At 71.1% G+C, this 17,720-nt stretch carries 14 protein-coding genes; 7 read left to right on the forward strand and 7 right to left on the reverse strand.

The genetic code is table 11. The features are described from left to right. The first annotated feature begins 18 nt into the window (after positions 1 to 18). Together F4559_RS06625 and map are read left to right on the forward strand one after the other, a co-directional pair. Positions 19 to 1,815, forward strand: coding sequence for a penicillin-binding transpeptidase domain-containing protein (locus F4559_RS06625; protein ID WP_184666706.1), 1,797 nt, complete (start codon positions 19 to 21; stop codon positions 1,813 to 1,815). A 176-nt stretch (positions 1,816 to 1,991) separates the two neighbouring features. After that, on the forward strand, positions 1,992 to 2,849 hold the full coding sequence (gene map / locus F4559_RS06630; protein ID WP_184666708.1) for a type I methionyl aminopeptidase: 858 nt from the start codon (positions 1,992 to 1,994) through the stop codon (positions 2,847 to 2,849). Here the strand turns inward: map and F4559_RS06635 are convergent. Further along, on the reverse strand, positions 2,836 to 3,534 hold the full coding sequence (locus F4559_RS06635) for an alpha/beta fold hydrolase (protein ID WP_184666710.1): 699 nt from the start codon (positions 3,532 to 3,534) through the stop codon (positions 2,836 to 2,838). The genes map and F4559_RS06635 overlap by 14 nt on opposite strands. 7 nt (positions 3,535 to 3,541) lie before the next feature. Between F4559_RS06635 and F4559_RS06640 the strand changes: the two genes are divergently transcribed. Next, positions 3,542 to 5,104, forward strand: coding sequence for a cobyric acid synthase (locus F4559_RS06640; RefSeq protein ID WP_376774626.1), 1,563 nt, complete (start codon positions 3,542 to 3,544; stop codon positions 5,102 to 5,104). Positions 5,105 to 5,412: 308 nt separating this feature from the next. Here the strand turns inward: F4559_RS06640 and F4559_RS06645 are convergent, their stop codons facing one another. Together F4559_RS06645 and F4559_RS06650 are read right to left on the reverse strand one after the other, a co-directional pair. Beyond that, entirely contained in the window at positions 5,413 to 6,345 is a 933-nt protein-coding gene (locus F4559_RS06645; RefSeq protein WP_312865489.1) for a pentapeptide repeat-containing protein, read from the reverse strand. 165 nt (positions 6,346 to 6,510) lie between these two features. Next, positions 6,511 to 7,404, reverse strand: a complete 894-nt coding sequence (locus tag F4559_RS06650; RefSeq protein ID WP_184666712.1) for an EamA family transporter — start codon at positions 7,402 to 7,404, stop codon at positions 6,511 to 6,513. 73 nt (positions 7,405 to 7,477) lie between these two features. Between F4559_RS06650 and F4559_RS06655 the strand changes: the two genes are divergently transcribed. Further along, entirely contained in the window at positions 7,478 to 8,386 is a 909-nt protein-coding gene (locus tag F4559_RS06655; protein ID WP_184666714.1) for a LysR family transcriptional regulator, read from the forward strand. A gap of 144 nt (positions 8,387 to 8,530) precedes the next feature. Here the strand turns inward: F4559_RS06655 and F4559_RS06660 are convergent, their stop codons facing one another. Beyond that, the gene (locus tag F4559_RS06660; protein ID WP_184666716.1) at positions 8,531 to 9,202 is read right to left on the reverse strand and encodes a FadR/GntR family transcriptional regulator; all 672 of its coding nucleotides are present in this window, start codon (positions 9,200 to 9,202) and stop codon (positions 8,531 to 8,533) included. 47 nt (positions 9,203 to 9,249) lie between these two features. Here F4559_RS06660 and F4559_RS06665 point away from each other — a divergent pair, with 47 nt between their 5' ends. Beyond that, entirely contained in the window at positions 9,250 to 10,545 is a 1,296-nt protein-coding gene (locus F4559_RS06665) for a CynX/NimT family MFS transporter (RefSeq protein WP_312865490.1), read from the forward strand. A gap of 100 nt (positions 10,546 to 10,645) precedes the next feature. Here F4559_RS06665 and F4559_RS06670 read toward each other — a convergent pair whose 3' ends face one another. Together F4559_RS06670 and F4559_RS06675 are read right to left on the reverse strand one after the other, a co-directional pair. Beyond that, positions 10,646 to 12,022 (reverse strand): mycothione reductase, encoded by a 1,377-nt coding sequence (locus F4559_RS06670; RefSeq protein WP_184666718.1) that lies wholly within the window; start codon positions 12,020 to 12,022, stop codon positions 10,646 to 10,648. A 38-nt stretch (positions 12,023 to 12,060) separates the two neighbouring features. Next, a complete protein-coding gene (locus F4559_RS06675; protein WP_184666720.1) occupies positions 12,061 to 12,591 on the reverse strand; it encodes a YbhB/YbcL family Raf kinase inhibitor-like protein in 531 nt (176 codons plus the stop codon). Between the two features lie 167 nt (positions 12,592 to 12,758). Between F4559_RS06675 and F4559_RS06680 the strand changes: the two genes are divergently transcribed. Both F4559_RS06680 and F4559_RS06685 read left to right on the forward strand, forming a co-directional pair. Beyond that, positions 12,759 to 13,589: a polysaccharide deacetylase family protein gene (locus tag F4559_RS06680; protein ID WP_184666722.1), complete on the forward strand. Its 831-nt coding sequence runs from the start codon at positions 12,759 to 12,761 to the stop codon at positions 13,587 to 13,589. Between the two features lie 74 nt (positions 13,590 to 13,663). After that, positions 13,664 to 15,301 carry a substrate-binding domain-containing protein gene (locus tag F4559_RS06685; RefSeq protein ID WP_312865491.1) on the forward strand — a complete coding sequence of 546 codons (1,638 nt, stop codon included), beginning with the start codon at positions 13,664 to 13,666 and terminating at the stop codon, positions 15,299 to 15,301. Here the strand turns inward: F4559_RS06685 and lon are convergent, their stop codons facing one another. Then, entirely contained in the window at positions 15,302 to 17,641 is a 2,340-nt protein-coding gene (lon, locus tag F4559_RS06690) for an endopeptidase La (protein ID WP_184666724.1), read from the reverse strand. It lies immediately after the preceding gene. Between the last annotated feature and the right edge of the window lie 79 nt (positions 17,642 to 17,720).

Raw genomic sequence — 17,720 nt, forward strand, 5'->3', positions numbered from 1 at the left:
TTGGGCATACTCGGTGCCGTGATCACGCGCAGGCTCGCCCTGGTCGTCGCACCTCTGCTCGTCGTCGCCGGTTGCGGGCTGTTCTCCTCCCGACCCGGCCCGGACGAGGTGGCGGGGGACTTCCTCACCAGACTGGCCTCGGGCGACACGGCCGGCGCGGCCGCGCTGACCGACGATCCGGGCGCGGCCAAGGACCTGCTGGACAAGGTGCGCGGTGCGCTCAAACCGGCCGGGGTGCGCGGGTCCGTCGAGCAGGTCCGGTCCGCGGGCGAGTCGTCGACCGCCGAGGCGACCGCCGCGCTGGAGTGGGACTTCGGGCACGACCACGTGTGGAAGTACCAGACCAAGTTCGAGCTGCGTCGCGAAGAGGACGACTGGCGCGTGCACTGGGTGCCGTCGGTCGTGCATCCGAAGCTGGCCGCGCAGCAGACATTGGCCGCTACGCCAGTGAAAGCGTCGCTGGCACCCGTTCTCGACCGTGACGGTGCCGCACTGCTCGCGCCCGAACAGGTCGTGTCGGTGTTGCTGGACCCGACGCAGGCCGGCGACGTGACCGCGGTCGCGACCACGCTCGCGACCGCGTTGAACCCCATCGACCCCGCGATCACCCGCGAGTCCATCGTCGACGGCGCCGGCAAGACCGCGGCCGGGCAGGTGTACCAGGTCGCGGCCCTGCGCGACGCCGACTACCAGACCGTGAAGCCGGTGATCTACGAGTTGCCCGGCGTGCGGTTCACCACGCAGACCAGCCTGCTGGCGCCGTCGCGCGGGTTCGCGTCGCAGGTGCTGCCGGCCGTGCGCAAGTTCGTGGAGGAGGACGTCGAGGGGCGCGCGGGCGTGCGGGTGTTCACCGCGAACGGGAGCGGCGACGAGGTCGACAGCCTCTACGAGCAGCAGCCCGTGACCGCGCAGGCGGTGACCACCGGGTTGAGCCGCGCGGTGCAGACCGCGGCCGAGGACGCGGTCGAGTCGTCGGTCGGCGCGACGATGCTCGTGGCGATCCAGCCGTCGACCGGCGAGATCCTCGCGGTCGCGCAGAACGCGGCGGCCGACGAGCAGGGCGCGATCGCGTTGACCGGCCGGTTCGCGCCCGGGTCCACGTTCAAGATCGTGTCGGCGGCGCACGCGTTGGCCGGCGGCACGGCGGCGGACGTGCCCGTGCCGTGTCCGGGCAAGACGACGATCGACGGGCGACGGGTCGTGCCCAACGACCACGAGTTCGACAAGGGGACGATCCCGTTGCACTCCGCGTTCGCGTACTCGTGCAACACGACGTTCGCGCAGCTCGCCGTGGACTACCCGGCCGACGGGCTGACGAAGACCGCCGACTCTTTCGGACTGGGGGTCGACTTCGAGATCCCGGCGTTGACCACGATCACCGGGTCGGTGCCCGCCGCCACCGACGTCGTCGAGCGCGCCGAGGACGCGTTCGGCCAGGGCAAGGTGCTGGCCAGTCCGTTCGGCATGGCGCTCGTCGCGGCCACGGTCGCGAAGGGCTCGGTACCGGTTCCGTCCTTGTTGCGCGGGCGTGACGTGAAGGCCGACCACACGCCGACCGCGCCGCCGCCCGCCGTGCTCGAACCGCTGCGCGTGATGATGCGCGAGGTCGTCGAGGTGGGCACCGCGCAACTGCTCAACGGTCTCGGTGACGTGCGCGGCAAGACGGGCACCGCGCAGTACGGCGACGGCACACGGTCGCACGGTTGGTTCGTCGGCTACCGGGGTGACGTGGCGTTCGCGACGCTGGTCCTGGACGGGAACTCGTCCGTGCCCGCCCTCGAGGCGACCGGACGGTTCCTGCGCGCGCTGGGGTGACACGACCGCGTCCGTGTCGCGGAACCCGCGACACGGACCGGTTTCGCGCACGCGTCCGCGACACAACGGCGTTCACGTAACGGCTTCGGGACACGGGCGAATGCGTGTGCACCGGGTCGGCCACATCGCGGGCACTCCGCGTCCGTGCGGTCACAGGGCGCCGTACTGTGTGGGGTATGTCCGTGCGTGCCGCGCTCAAACCAGGTGTGCTGTCCCCCCGTCGTCCGGTTCCCGACGAGATCGGGCGGCCCGAGTACGTCGACCGCCCGGAGCCCCGTCGCAACACCGACCCGTGGGTGCAACCACCCGAGGTGATCGAGGCGATGCGCGTGGCCGGTCGGCTCGCCGCGCAGGCGTTGCAGGCCGCGGGCGCGGCCGTGCGCCCCGGTGTCACCACCGACGAGATCGACGCCGTCGCGCACGAGTTCCTCTGCGACCACGGCGCGTACCCGTCCACGCTCGGCTACCGCGGTTTCCCCAAGTCGTGCTGCACGTCCCTCAACGAGGTGATCTGCCACGGCATCCCGGACTCGACCGTGATCGAGGACGGCGACATCGTCAACATCGACGTCACCGCGTTCATCGGCGGCGTGCACGGCGACACCAACGCCACCTTCCTCGCGGGCGACGTCACCGAGGAGAACCGGCTGCTGGTCGAGCGCACCCACGAGGCGACGCTGCGGGCGATCAAGGCGGTCAAGCCCGGTCGGCAACTCAACGTCGTCGGCCGCGTCATCGAGGCGTACGCCAACCGCTTCGGCTACGGCGTCGTCCGCGACTTCACCGGTCACGGCATCGGACGCACGTTCCACAGCGGCCTGGTCGTGCTGCACTACGACGCGCCGCACGTACCCACGATCATCGAGCCGGGCATGACGTTCACCATCGAGCCGATGATCACGCTCGGCGGTATCGAGCACGACATCTGGCCGGACAAGTGGACCGTCACCACCAAGGACAAGAGCTGGACCGCGCAGTTCGAGCACACGATCGTCGTGACCGACGACGGCGCGGAGATCCTCACCCTGCCCTGAGCACGCGCACCAGCGCCGCCGCGACCTCGTCCGGAGCGGTCGCGGCGGCCAGGTGGTGAGTGTCGAGTTCGACGACGGGCCAGCCCGCGGCCCTCGCCTTCGCCGCGGCGTCGGCGTACGCGGCACTCAACCGCACATAGGTCGACGGACCGGACCACTCCACGGACGGGCGCTGCTCCTTGAGGAACGCCAGCGCCACCTCGGGCGCCTCGCCGGCGATCTCCTCCAACTGCCGCACGTCCGGGACCATCGCGGCCAGTACCTCGGGCGCGAACCACAGGTCCCAGCGCGGCATCAGACCGTCCCGCGAGATCGACTTCAGCCGGTTCATCTCGGCGACGGACGCGTCGTCCCGCCACGAGCGGCCGGGCGTGGGCAGGTCTGCGTCCAGGTACACCAGGCCCGTCACCGGCGTCTCCAACGCGTCGGCGAACGCGGGCAGCAACGGTCCGGCGCCGCTGTGCCCGACCAGCACCAGTTCGCCCTCCACCAGCGAATCCTCGACCGCGTCCGCGAACGAGCCGATCAGCCGCTGGTGCACGGGCGCCGCGTTCACGGTCACCCGCAGGTCGAGCAACAGGACCGGGTGTCCGAGCGCGGCCAGCGCGCCCGCGAGCGGGCGCAGGCTCGCCGGTCCGAGGTAGGGGCTGTGCACCAGGACTGCGGTGGCGGGCGCGTCGACCATGACAGGGATGATGTCAGTCGGGACCGACAGAAGTGGGGGACATGGCGTGGGCGGCGGACTGCTCGTGGCCGGTACGACGTCCGACGCGGGCAAAAGCGTGCTCGTCGCGGGACTGTGTCGCTGGCTCGCGCGCCGTGGCGTGCGCGTGGCGCCGTTCAAAGCGCAGAACATGTCCAACAACTCGGTCGTGACGCCGGACGGCGGCGAGATCGGGCGTGCGCAGGCGTTCCAGGCCGCGGCGTGCGGACTGGAACCGAGCGTGCGGTTCAACCCGGTGCTGCTCAAGCCGGGTGGCGACCGCAGCTCGCAGGTGGTCGTGCTCGGGCGCGCGGTCGGCGAGGTCTCCGCCCTGTCCTACCGCGAGCGCAAGGCCGAGTTGTTCGACACCGTCCTCGACACGTTGCGCTCGCTGCGACGTGATCACGACGTCGTCGTCTGCGAGGGCGCGGGTTCGCCCGCCGAGATCAACCTGCGGGCGACCGACATCGCGAACATGGGCCTCGCGCGGGCGGCGGACCTGCCCGTGCTCGTCGTCGGCGACATCGACCGGGGCGGGATTTTCGCGCACCTGTTCGGCACGCTGGCGTTGCTCGACCCGGCCGACCAGGCGCTCGTGGCGGGCTTCGTGGTGAACAAGTTCCGGGGCGACCCGGCGTTGCTCGAACCGGGGCTGCGGCAGTTGACGGCGTTGACCGGTCGCCCGGTGCACGGCGTGCTGCCGTGGCGCGAGGAGCTGTGGCTCGACGCGGAGGACTCGCTGTCTTACGCGGCCGACGGCGTGGTCGGCCGTCCCGCGCCACCGGTCGGCGACCAGTGGCTGCGGGTGGCCGTGGTGCGGTTGCCGCGCATCTCCAACGCCACCGACGTGGAGGCGTTGGCGTGCGAGCCGGGCGTCTCGGTGCGGTTCGTGACCGAGCCGTCGCGCCTGGCCGACGCGGACCTCGTGGTCGTGCCGGGGTCCAAGGCGACCGTCGCCGACCTGGCGTGGCTGCGGTCGACCGGGCTCGCGGACGCGATCGCCACGCACCCCGGTCCGGTGTTCGGCGTGTGCGGCGGGTTCCAGATGCTCGCCGCGCGCGTGGAGGACGACGTCGAGTCACGCGCCGGCGCCGTGCCGGGACTGGGACTGCTCGACCTCGACGTGCGCTTCGCCCCGGACAAGACCTTGCGCCGGCCGACAGGCATCGCGTTCGGATATGCCGTGGGTGGCTACGAGATCCACCACGGCCAGGTCGTGCGCAACGGCGAAGACGGCCTGCTCACGCTCGCCGACGGCACGCCGGAGGGCGCGGTACGCGATCGCGTCGCGGGCACGCACTGGCACGGTCTGCTGGAGAACGACGACTTCCGCCGCGCGTTCCTGCGCTGGGCCGCCGCACGCGCGGGCCGGGACGGCTTCGTGCCGGCCGCCGATGTCGACTTCGCGGGTCGGCGCGCGGCGCAGTTCGACCTGCTCGGCGATCTGGTGGCCGAGCACCTCGACACGGACGCGGTGCTGCGGTTGCTGGAGGAAGGACCTCCTCCGGGACTTCCGGTGATCCCGCCCGCGGGCGCCCCGACCGTCGCATAGCCGGGCAACGCCTCGTGCCGGTGCGCGCGACCGCCAAGCCGCGCGGGCGTCATCGGTACGGGTCTGCACGACGGCGGGTGGGCGACGCACGGCCGCCAAGCCGGGCGTGACCGTCCACCCTCGTCGGTTCCGCGATTCTCGGGCGCGCGGAACGGGTCACCGGCGATCCGACCGGAGGTCGGTCCGGTTACGCGGGCATGGTCCGGAGGCGGCAGAACATGCGCACACCTCCAAGCCCGGGAACGGTCACACGGAAAAGGTACCGGGCCCGGCGTGGGGGATACGTCGCCCGAACGGGCGAGCGGTGGTCATGATTCGTCGTCGTAGACGAGAAACCGCAGGTCGGACTCGTCCTGGCGTTCGGTCCACCCGTCCGGCCAGCGGCGCCGACCACTCGACGGGCGGACCCTCGCGCCGGAGAGTCGCACGGTGGTGCGCACGCCGAAATCCACCTCGCCCGCGAACACCGCGCCGCGGAACGCCGACTCGCCCGACGTCACGCGGCGGAAGTCCGCGAGCCCGGCGAAGCGCGCGTCGCGGAAGTCGGCGTTCCGGTGGAAGGTCGTGCCCCGGAACGTCGCGGCGTCGACGAACGTGGCGCCGACGAACGAGGCCGAACGCACCGACGCGTGCGTGAACGTGAACTTCACCAGCGTCGCGTTCGAGAGGTCGAGATCGAGGTCGGGCCAGAACGCGTCGACGTCGTCGGGTCGCGAGTGCGCGGTCAGTACACCGACGGCGGTCTGTCGCACTTCGAGTTCCTGTGCGCGGTCGGCGTCGCGCACGCCGACACGCGCACGTGCCGCGGGCGGTGGCGTGAACGGCATGCGCAGATACGCGCATACCAGGTTGACGATCGTCTGCCGGTGCGCGGCGTTGCCCTGGCCGAGTCGTTCCAACGCGTAGAGACCGGCCAGTCGCACGGGTGCCTTGTCGTTGCCGAGCTGGTCCGCGGCCCGCCCGTACAGTTCGGTGACCCGTCGTTCGGTCGCGTCGTGGTCCTTCTGCCGCAGGTCGAGTTCGACGTAGCGCTGGCGTCGTGCGGTGAGCAGCAACGCCGCCGCCCCTCCGGTGCCGATCACGACGCTCGCGGCCGTGCGCACGACGTCGAGGCGCACCGCGTCGCGTGGCTCACCGCGACCGAGCAGGACGAGCAGCACCACGACCGAACCGACGGCGACCACCGCCAGGCCGACACCCCACACGACGATGGTCCGCGCGGACAACACCGGGTGATCCACGCCCCCACTCCACCACCCGCTGCCCGAGTCCTCCACCCCGTATCTCCGAGTCCTCCACTCGGACACCCACGATCAGGTGATCATCGCCCCCTCGATGCGCGAGTCATGCGTTCAGACACCGCGAGTCGCGCGTTCAGACACCACGAAACCCGCACTCGGACACGCTCACCCGCCCACGCGTTCGGGCACCTCCACCGGCACGCGTGCCCGCCGCCGCACGGTCGTCGCCGCCATCCCCGCGATCACCAGCACCGCCGCGCCGATCCGTACCGGCGTCACGGTCTCGTGCAGCAGCACCACACCGGAGAACATGCCCGCCACCGGCACAAGCAGCGCGAACGGTACGACGGTGCTCGCGTCGTACCGGCTCAGCAGGTACCCCCACAACCCGAACCCGAGCAACGTCGACACCCACGCGATGAACGCCACGGCACCGACACCGGACCACGTGATGTGCGCCAACGCGTCGAGATCACGTGTCGGTCCCTCGAACACCGACGACAGCACCAGCAACGGCCCGGCCGCGACGGCGCTGACCCACACGATGAAGCTCAACGCGTCCGGCGGCTTCGCGTACCGGGTCGCCACGTTCGCCAGACCCCACGCGGCGGCGGCACCGACGACCATCAGCAACGCCGACAGCGGACTCGTCAGGCCGTAGTCGAACGCGATCACGACGATGCCCGCCGCCGCGATCGCCATCCCCAGCAGTTGGACGCGCCTGGGCCGTTCCCGCAGCACCACCGCCGCGAACACCACCGTGAAGATCACCTGGCTCTGCAACACCAGCGACGAGAGCCCGGCCGGCATCCCGGCGTCCATGCCCAGGAACACCAACCCGAACTTGGTCACGCCCAACGTCAGGCCGACCACCACGACCCATCTCCAGGCGACACCCGGTCGACGCACCAACCACACGGCGGGCACGGCCGCGACCAGGAACCGCAACCCGGAGAACAGCAGCGGCGGCAGCTCTGCCAACCCCGCCTTGATCACGACGAAGTTGACACCCCACAGCACGGCGACGAACACCGCGATCACCACGTCACGAGGCTTCACCAGTCCGAGTCTCGACAGCCAGACCGTTAAGCACCAGCGATGATTTCTGAACGCTTCCCTTTAGCATCGCTGCATGCTCGATCTCGGAAGACTGCGCGCGCTGCACGCCGTCGCGCTCCATGGCTCGGTTGGCGCGGCGGCCGAAGCGCTCGGCTACACGCCCTCGGCGGTGTCCCAGCAGATCGCCAAACTCGAACGGGAAACCCGCACCACGCTGCTCGAACGCCGAGGTCGGGGCATCGCGCTCACCGACGCGGCACGCCTGCTCGTGGACACCGCCGGTCGGGTGCTGTCCCTGGTCGAGGAGGCCGAGGTGACGTTGGAGGAACAGCGCGGCGCTGCGGTCGGGGAGTTGCGCATCGGAGCCTTCGCCACGGCAGCGCGCGGCCTGCTGCCCGCGACACTCGTCACACTCGCGGAGCGGCACCCGGCGCTGGACGTCCGCCTGGTCGAGACGGACCCGCCCGACGCGTCGGCCGCGGTCGACCGCGGCGACCTCGACCTCGCCGTCACCCACGACTGGGTCGACACCCCCCTGGCCGTGCCGGGCTCCTCGTCCCGGGTCGAACTCGGCGGGGACATCGCGGACGTGCTGCTGCCCGCCGGGCACCCCCTGGCCGACCGCGCCTGGATCGGTCCGCGCGACCTGGCCGGCGAGCGCTGGATCTGCCAGCCCGAGGGCACGATCTGCCACTCGTGGCTGGTGAACACGTTCCGCCGCGCGGGCATGGAACCCGATCTGGCCTATCGGATCGGCGAGTACGAGACGCAGCTCGCGTTGCTCGCGCGCGGCATCGGTGTGGCGCTGCTGCCGCGACTGGGACGCGGAACCGTCCCCGAAGCCGTGCGCGTCGTGCCGTTCCGTCCCACGCCGACGCGTCGGTTGTTCGCGGTGTGGCGCACGCAGGCCAGCCGTCGTCCCGCGATCACCGCGACCGTGACGGCGTTGCGCGAGTGCTGGGAACAGCGTTCCACCGCGTGAGATAACGGATTTGCAACGACATGTAGCAATAGTGCAAGCGTTCGCGACTCCAGGGTGACGGTGCCGCGACGGGCCGCCGGAGACCACACCGCCAGGGGGCCTCCCAGGAATCCGCCGTCCTGGGAGGTTCCCACTCCGGTCGGGTCAGTCCGCGTGCCGTTCGAGCAGCTCCTCGAGGAACCCGCCCGCCTCGGCCGCCGCGCGCACCGGGTCGCGATCGCGGATCGCGTCGAGCAGTCCGGCGTGCGAGACCTGCTCCTCCTCGTGCTCCTTGTCCACGGTGGCCGTGATGCTTGCCCGCACCGCCTCGGTCAACCCCTGGTACAGCTCGGCCAACAGGGTGTTGTGCGAGCACTGCACGAGCAGCACGTGGAACGCCGCGTCGCGCTCGACCAGTCGATCCCACTGCTTCGCGACCAGCGCCTCGTCGCGTTCGGTCAGCAGAACGGCCAGCCTGCGGTACTCCTCGTCGGTGCGTCGGGTCGCGGCGAGTCTGGCCCCCTCGACCTCCAGCGTCCGTCGCACCTGGAGCACGTCCCGCAGTTCGCTGCCGCACAGTCTCCGCACCGCGCCGGACAGCTCGCTGGTCGCGCGCACGAAGGTGCCGTCGCCCTGGCGCACCTCCAGCAGCCCGGCGTGGGACAACGCGCGCACCGCCTCGCGCACGGTGTTGCGTCCGACGCCGAGCGCGGTCACCAGTTCCGGCTCCGGTGGGATTCGCTGGCCGACCGGCCATTCACCGCCGGCGATCGCTGCCCTCATCTGGTCGATCACCTGGTCGACGAGCCCGGCCCGCCGAGTAGTGGCCAACGGCACAACGTCATCCTTTCATCCGAACATCCCATGTCTGCGATAGTAATCCGGTGGCGATCCAGCGAACCGAGCCAGACCGGACACCGTCGTCGGTTCACCCTGCCACTGATTCCCCCATCAGTGCGACGATCGCGACACTTCGGTCCGACCGGTCCACTGGTTCGCTGCGGTCCGACCGGAGCGTTGCCCTGGTCGGCAGCACGCTGCTGGCGATCGGCGTAGCGCTCGCCGCCGCGAACCTGCGGCCGGCGGTGACGGGCCTCGCGTCCGTGCTCGGCGATGTGCGCAGTTCCCTGGGGGTGTCCACCGCCTGGACCTCGCTGTTGACCGCCGTGCCGACGCTCTGCTTCGGCTTCGCCGCGTTCCTCGCGCCCTGGCTCGGACGCCGGTTGGGCATGGCCCGCGCGGTTGGCCTGTCGTTGCTCGTGCTGACGATTGGTCTGGTCCTCCGCGTCGTCGACGGCCCGCTCGTGGTGCTCGGCGGCACGTTCGTCGCGTGCGCGGGCATTGCTGTCTGCAACGTCCTCATCCCCGTTGTGGTGAAGGATTCCTTCCCTGGACGGGTGGGTCTGGTCACCGGTGTGTACACGGCCGCGCTCGCGGCCGGCGCGGCGGTCGGTGCCGCGTTCACGCCCACCCTCGAATCCGTGCTCGGCTCGTGGCGACTCGCGGTCGGCGCGTGGGCCTTCCTCTCGCTCGCCGCACTGCTCGTGTGGCTGGCCGGTGCACGCCACGGCGTCACCGTCGCGGGCGCGGGTACGAAACGCGTTCCCGTGACGCGCTCGTTGACGCGCAGCCCGCTCGCGTGGGTGATCACGGTCTTCTTCGGGTTGCAGTCGCTGCTCGCGTACACGGTCATGGGCTGGCTGCCGCAGATCCTCGGCGACGCGGGCGTCGACCGGACGACCGCCGGCCTGCTGCTGGCCATCACGATGGTCCTCGGCGTGCCGGTGAGCCTGATCGTGCCGCCGCTGGCCGTGCGCCGGGCGAGCCAGTCCGGTCTCGTCGCCGTCCTCGGGCTGCTGTCGGTGGCCGGCGTCCTGGGCCTGGCCCTCGTGCCCGCCGCCGCGCCCGGACTGTGGGTCGTGCTGATCGGCGTCGGCATGGGCATGTTCCCGTTGGCACTGGTGATGATCTCGCTGCGCACCAGCTCGACCGCGGACACCGCGCGACTGTCGGCGATGGCACAGAGCATCGGTTACCTGCTCGCGGCCACCGGCCCGTTCGCGTTCGGCCTGCTGCGCGGCGCCACCGGCGACTGGACGCTGTCGATGCTCGTGCTCGTCGGACTGCTCGTGCTGCTCACGGCGCTCGGCGTCGTCGCCGGTCGGCCGCGTACGGTCTGACCCTCGCATCCACCGCGTAACGGGCCGGTCGCGCCGTGCGATCACCGGACGTGTGCGCGGGCTCGGCCGGTACGGCGGGGTACGGCCGAGCCCGCGCGGGTCAGTCCTCCAACGGCAGGCCGAGCAGGGCGTTCTCCACGACCTCGGGCATGCCGGGGTGGATCCAGTACTGGCCGCGGGCCATCGACCTCGCGTCGAGGCCGAAGCTCATCGCCTGGATCAGCGGCTGGATCACGGTCGGCGCCTGCGGCCCGATCACGTGCGCGCCGAGGATCTCGCCCGTGGCCGGGTCGGCGAGCACCTTCGCGAAACCGGTCTCGTCCTCCATCGCCCAGCCGTAGGCGATCGAGGCGTAGGCCTGCGACGCGGCCACGTACCGCACGCCACGTTCCCGCGCCTGCTCCTCGGTGAGCCCGACCGACGCGATCTGCGGCGACGAGAACACCGCCGACGGCACGTACCGGTGGTCGCTCGCGATCGGCGCGTCCGGGTGCAGCAGGTTGTGCTGGACGACCCGCGCCTCGTGGTTGGCGACGTGCTTGAGCTGGTACTCCGACGACACGTCGCCGAGCGCGAAGATCCCGTCGACGGACGTGCGCTGGTACTCGTCGACGACCACCCGACCGTCCGGGTGCAGGTCGACGCCGGTCGCGCCGAGGTCGAGCAGGTCGGAGTTGGGCGTGCGACCGACGGCCACGAGCAACTCGTCGGACTCGACGACCTCGGACCCGTCCGGGCCTTCGAGGTGCAGCCGCACGACACCGTCGACACGTTCGGCCCGCACGGTCTTGCGACCCGGTCGCACGTCCCACTTACGTCGCGCGATTTCGGTGAACCGCCGCGCGACGTCGTGATCCTCGCGTCGCAGCAGCAGGTCCGAGCGCGCGATCAGGGTGACCTCGACGCCGAACGACGAGAACACGTGCGCGAACTCGACCGCCACGAACCCGCTGCCCAGGATCGCGAGCCGGCGGGGCAACGCGTCCAGGCGCATGATCGTGTCGCTGGTGTGGTAGCCGGTCGTGTCCAGGTCGGGGACGTCCGGTATCACCGGACGACCGCCTGCGGCGAGCACGAACCGGTCCGCGGTGATCACCTCGCCGGTGCCGGTGTCCAGCGTCTTCGGGCCGACGAACCGCGCCGTGCCCTCGTACACGGTGACGTTCGCGTTCTCCTCCGCGCGCCACCGCCGCCCGCCCGTCGAGATGGGGTCGATGCGGCCGAAGATCCGGTCGCGCACGTCGGCCCAGCGCACGCCGTCGAGCGTCGCGTCGACACCAAGTCGTGCGCCGGCCGCGGGCGTGGCCGCGACGTCGGCGGTGTGCACGAACATCTTGGTGGGGATGCACCCGACGTTCAGGCACGTGCCGCCGAACACCCCCTTCTCGACGATCGCGATGTCCAGTCCCGCGAACCGCTCGTCCGCGATGGAGTTGCCGGAGCCGGTGCCGACGATGACCAGGTCGAAGTGCCTCACGTCCTGGCCAACGGCCGGTGTCGGCGTCGCATTCCCCGTCACGGCTGCGTGTACGTGGCCACGAGCACCGCACGCGCGAGAGTGTGGAACGCGAGGTTGAAGCCCACGGCGGCGGGCGAGGTGTCGGGCGTGACGTCGAGCCTGTCGACGTCGACGGCGTGTACGACGAAGTAGTAGCGGTGTGCCCGGTCGCCCGACGGGGGAGCGGCACCGCCGAAGTCACGTGTGCCGTAGTCGTTGCGCACGTGGAACCCGTCACCGGGCAGCGTGTCGTCGCCGGCGCCCGCGCCGGTGTCGAGCGCGGTCGTCGTCGCCGGCAGGTTCACCGCGACCCAGTGCCAGAAGCCGGACGGTGTCGGCGCGTCGGGGTCGAACGTCGTCACGGTGAAGCTCTTGGTGCCCTCGGGGAAGCCCGACCACGTGAGGTGCGGCGATGTGTTGCCGGCCGCGTACACGTGTGCGTCGGCGAGTTCGGCGCCGTCGCGGACGTCGCGGGAATCCACCCGGAACGATGGCACGGCGGGCAGCAGCGAGTAGGGGTCGGGCGCGACGGGGCGCTCCAGACTCATCGGGTCCTCCACTGGTGATCACGGGTACCGGCCCGACCCTAGTGGCGTGTGATGTCCCACGCAGGCACCGCACATTCACCTGAGCGCAACCGGAAAGTGTTCTCCCGCGTCTCCAATGGGTGAACGTGCCCTTTCGGGTGACGTGAATCTGTGGGGGAGAACGAAAAATGCGGAGAATTCGGGTGATCGTGGCGATCGCCCTCGTGTCGGTGACGGTCGCGTGCGGGGCCGGGGCCCTCGAGTCGCAGCCGGTCGCCGCACCCACGACCACCACGTCGTCCGTGCCCCCGACGACGACCACGCCGCCCACCGCGTTGCCCGGTCCGAACGGAACGACGGTTCCGGTATTCCAGCCCGCGTACGCGTACGGCACGCCGCAGGCGTCCGCGCCTCCCGCGGTGGACGGTCTCGCACCCATCGTGCGGCGCATCGAGACCGACAAGCCGTACGTGTTCATCACGATCGACGACGGCGCCGTGCGCCACCCCGCGGCGCTGGAGCTGATCCGGTTGTCCGGCGTGCGCCCGACGCTGTTCCTCAACACCAAGCACGTCGAAGGCGACGTTCCGTACTTCCGCGCGTTCCAGGACCGCGCCGGCGCACGGGTGCACGGACACACCACCGACCACCCCAACCTCCAAGGTCAGGGCTACGCGTTCCAGCACCGCGAGATCTGCGAGAACACCGACTACATCGGCGCGCAGATGGGCAAGCGGCCGACGTTGTTCCGCCCGCCGTTCGGCAACTACGACCAGACCACGCGCAAGGCCGCGGCCGACTGCGGCATCGCCGCCCTGGTCCTGTGGACCGCCGCGGTGAACGACGGCGTCGTGCAGTTCCAGGCGGGCGGCAAGCTCAACCCCGGCGACATCGTGCTCATGCACTTCCGGCAGACGTTCGTCGAGGACTGGCTCGCGTTCCTCAACCGCGCCAAGCAGGACGGCCTGACCCCAGTGCTGCTCGACGACTTCCTCTCGCCCACCGCGCCGCCCGCGTGAACGGCCGCGTGAAGTCCAGGTGAACGTCCGTCGCGCGCGGCCCGGCGTCGCGGGCCGCGCGGCGACAATTCGGTGTGCAGACGCTGCGGTCCGCGCTGGACTTCCTCGGTGGGCCGGGCCCGGTCGCACTCGCGATCGCCCTGCTGTTCGCCACGCCGGTCATCGACCGGGTGTTCGTCCGCCGCAAACGGGTCAACTTCCGCGTCCTCTACAACTCGAAGATCGGGCTGGGACCTGAGCAATTGCACGACGGCACCGAATCCCAGCCGTCGCAACTGCGTGAACTCGTCCGCGTCCTGGACCGCATGAGCATCGTGGTCGTCCGCGTGCGCAACAGCGGCAACTACGACATCGACGCCGACGATTGGGACAAGGCGCTCACGTTCACCTTCGGCGAGCGCGTGGTGTGGAACGCGCGGGTCTCCGAGGCGGGTTCGGACGACCTGCGCGAAGAGGTGCGACGCAGCCTCCAGTTCTTCGGCGCGGACACCGCACGACGCGTGTCGCTGCCGACGGTGCGGGAACGGATGGCGCAGCTCGTCGCGCGCTGGGGTCGGCTCGCGGTCGTCGCCGAACCCGGCGAGCAGGTCTGGCACGGCGTGCGACTCGAAGGTCTCGCGTTGCGGCGCAAGCAGAAGTTCAAGCTGCTGGTGGTGTTGCGCGAACCCGAGACGAACGACGGGCCGATCGGCAAGGACGTGCGCATCGAGGGTCGCCTGGGCGGTGTCGGGATCGTGCACGACGAGAAGCGCCGTCGGGTGGTGACGCTGCCCCGGCTCACCGGCGGCATCGCGGCGGTGCTCGCGGCGGTGCTCGTGCTCACCCTGGCGTGGCCGGGTCAGTCGTCCGATCCGACGGTGGCGTGCGCGAGCGGATCGCTCAAGGTGACGGGATCGAGCGTGTTCCTGCCGACCGTGCGCCCGATCGTGGACCAGTACCGCGCGGCGTGCCCGGACGCGGACATCACGGTCGAGTCCACCGGGAGCAAGGAGGGCGCCCGCGAGGTGGCCGCGCTGGGACCTGCCGACACCGGTTCGGTGCTCGCGTTCTCCGACGGTGCGCCGTCGGACGCGGACGTGACCGGCCGACGGGTGGCGATCGTCGTCTACCACGTCGTCGTCAACGGATCGGTCGGGCTGGAGACGGTGACGCTCGACCAGTTGCGCGGCATCTACGCGGGCAGGTACCGGAACTGGAGCGAACTCGGCGGCGCGGCGTTGCCCATCAGGGTCGTCGGCCGGGACGGCGACTCGGGCAGCCGCCAGCTGTTCGAACGCGTCGTGCTCAAGGCGGCCGAGCCCGCGATCTCGTCCGACGACTGCCGGGTCGCCGACCGCGACCCGACCGCGTCGGTGATCCGGTGCGAGCGTCCGCGCAACGCCGACGTGGTGCGTGAAGTCGGCGCGACCGAGGGCGCGATCGGGTACGCGGACGCGCCGTCGGTCGCCGAGCCGCGCAAGGCGAAGAAGATCGTCGCACTGTCGCTCGACGGCCGGGCGTTCGACGCGGCGGCGGGTGTTGACGAGGGTTACCCGTTCTGGACGGTCGAGTACGTGCTGACCAAGGGGCAGCCCGCCGAGGACTCGTTGTCCGGACGGTTCCTGCGCTACCTGCTCGAACACGACGACGCCCGCGTCCGGATGAAGGACGCGGGCTACCTGCCGTGTCGGACGGCCGACGGCGACACGTTGTCGCTGTGCGGGTTGCGCTGATCACGCGGCCGCGGTGACGACCTCCGGTTCGAGTGCGAGGTCGAGCACCTCACGCACGTCCGACACCAGGTGGACGGTCACCGCGTCGAGCACCGACGCGGGCACGTCCTCCAGGTCCGGCTCGTTGCGCTTGGGCAACAGCACGGTGGTGATGCCCGCCCGGTGCGCGGCCAGCAGCTTCTGCTTCACCCCACCGATCGGCAGCACTCGCCCGGTCAGCGACACCTCGCCGGTCATCGCCACGTCCGACCGGACCGGACGACCTGACAGCAGCGATGCCAGCGCCGTCGTCATCGTGACACCGGCCGACGGACCGTCCTTGGGCACCGCGCCCGCCGGTACGTGGACGTGGACACCACGCGTCGCGAGCACGCTGGCGCGTTCGTCGTGCGACCGCAGGTACGACAACGCGATCCGTGCCGACTCCTTCATCACGTCGCCGAGCTGTCCCGTGATCGTGACGTCGGTCGCGCCGGTGTCGCGCGCTGCGAGCGACGCTTCGACGAACAGCACGTCGCCGCCCGCGCCCGTGACCGCCAGTCCGGTCGCGACACCCGGCACGGCGGTGCGTTCCGCCGACTCCGGCGTGAACTTCGGCGAACCCAGATACGGGCGCGGGTCGTCGACCACGACCGGCAGCGACCGCTCGCCGAGCGCGACGCGTGCCGTGATCTTGCGCAGGACACGGGCCAGTGCGCGGTCGAGCTGCCGGACACCGGCCTCGCGCGTGTACTCGCCCGCCAACGCTTGCAGAACGTCGTCGGTCACGGTGACGTCCGCGTCGCTCAGCCCCGTGCGTTCGATCTGGCGCGGTAGCAGGTGGTCGCGCGCGATCGTGACCTTCTCGTCCTCGGTGTAGCCGTCGAGCCGCACCAGCTCCATCCGGTCCAGCAGCGGTGCCGGAATCGCCTCGAGCACGTTCGCGGTCGCGAGGAACACGACGTCCGACAGATCGAGTTCGACCTCCAGGTAGTGGTCGCGGAACGTGTGGTTCTGGGCCGGGTCGAGCACCTCCAGCAGGGCGGCCGTCGGATCGCCCCGGTGGTCCGAGCCGACCTTGTCGATCTCGTCGAGCAGCACGACCGGGTTCATCGAGCCCGACTCGGCGATCGCGCGCACGATCCGGCCGGGCAGCGCGCCGACGTACGTGCGTCGATGACCGCGGATCTCGGCTTCGTCCCGTACGCCGCCGAGTGCGACACGGACGAACTTCCGTCCCATGGCCCGCGCCACGGATTCGCCCAGTGACGTCTTGCCGACACCGGGCGGTCCGACGAGCGCGAGCACGGCACCGCTGCGCCGACCGCCGACCACGCCGAGTCCCCGGTCGGCGCGCCGTGCGCGTACCGCGAGGTACTCCGTGATGCGTTCCTTGACGTCGTCCAGGCCCGAGTGGTCGGCGTCGAGCACGGCCCGCGCACCGGCGATGTCGTAGGAGTCGTCGGTGCGCGTGTTCCACGGAAGCCCGAGCACGGTGTCCAACCACGTGCGCAACCAACCCACCTCGGGGGACTGCTCGGCCGTCCGTTCGAGCTTGTCGACCTCGGCGAGCGCGGCCGTGCGCACGTGTCCGGGCAGGTCGGCGGCCTCGACCCGGGCCCGGTAGTCCTGCTCCTCGGTCACGGGCCGGCCGTCGAGGTCGGCCAGTTCCCGGTGGATCGCGGCGAGCTGGCGACGCAGCAGGAACTCCCGCTGCTGCTTGTCGACGCCTTCCTTGACGTCCTTGTCGATCGTCTCGGCGACGTCCAGCTCGGCCAGGTGCTCGCGGCCCCACTCCAGCAACAGGGTCAGGCGTTCGGCGACGTCGTCGGTCTCCAGCAGGAGCAGTTTGCGCTCGTCCGACAGGTACGACGCGTACCCGGCGAGGTCGGCGAGCGCGGCCGGCTCGTCCACCTGCCGCACGGAGTCGACCACCTGCCACGCGCCGCGCCGCTGGAGGATGGTCGTCACCAGCGCCCGGTACTCGCGGGCGAGTTCATGCGTGCGGTCGTCGGCGGGCGGCACACCGGCCACGGTCGCCTCGACCCACAGCGCCGCACCGGGACCGGTCGTCCCGGTGCCGATGCGGGCCCGCGACACGGCCCGCAGCACGGCCGCCCGTTCGCCACCGGGCAGTCTGCCGACCTGTTCGATCTCGGCCAACGCCCCGACCTTGGCGTACCGGCCGTCCAGACGGGGCACCAGCACGACCCGGTTCACGTCGCCCGCCGTCGCCGCCTCGACCGCGGCCCTGGCCTCGGCGGTGGCGTCCGGCCCGCTCAACCGGACGGGCACGACCATGCCGGGCAGCACGACCACGTCGTCCAGCGGCAGTACCGGCAGCGCCGACGTCTCGCTCATGATCTCCTCCGAAAGTTGAGTCTGATCGGCTCAACCATCATGAGCGGGGAGATGTTTCCTCCGGGCGTTCGCCCTGGGC

Source organism: Saccharothrix violaceirubra, assembly GCF_014203755.1.
Classification (GTDB): domain Bacteria; phylum Actinomycetota; class Actinomycetes; order Mycobacteriales; family Pseudonocardiaceae; genus Actinosynnema; species Actinosynnema violaceirubrum.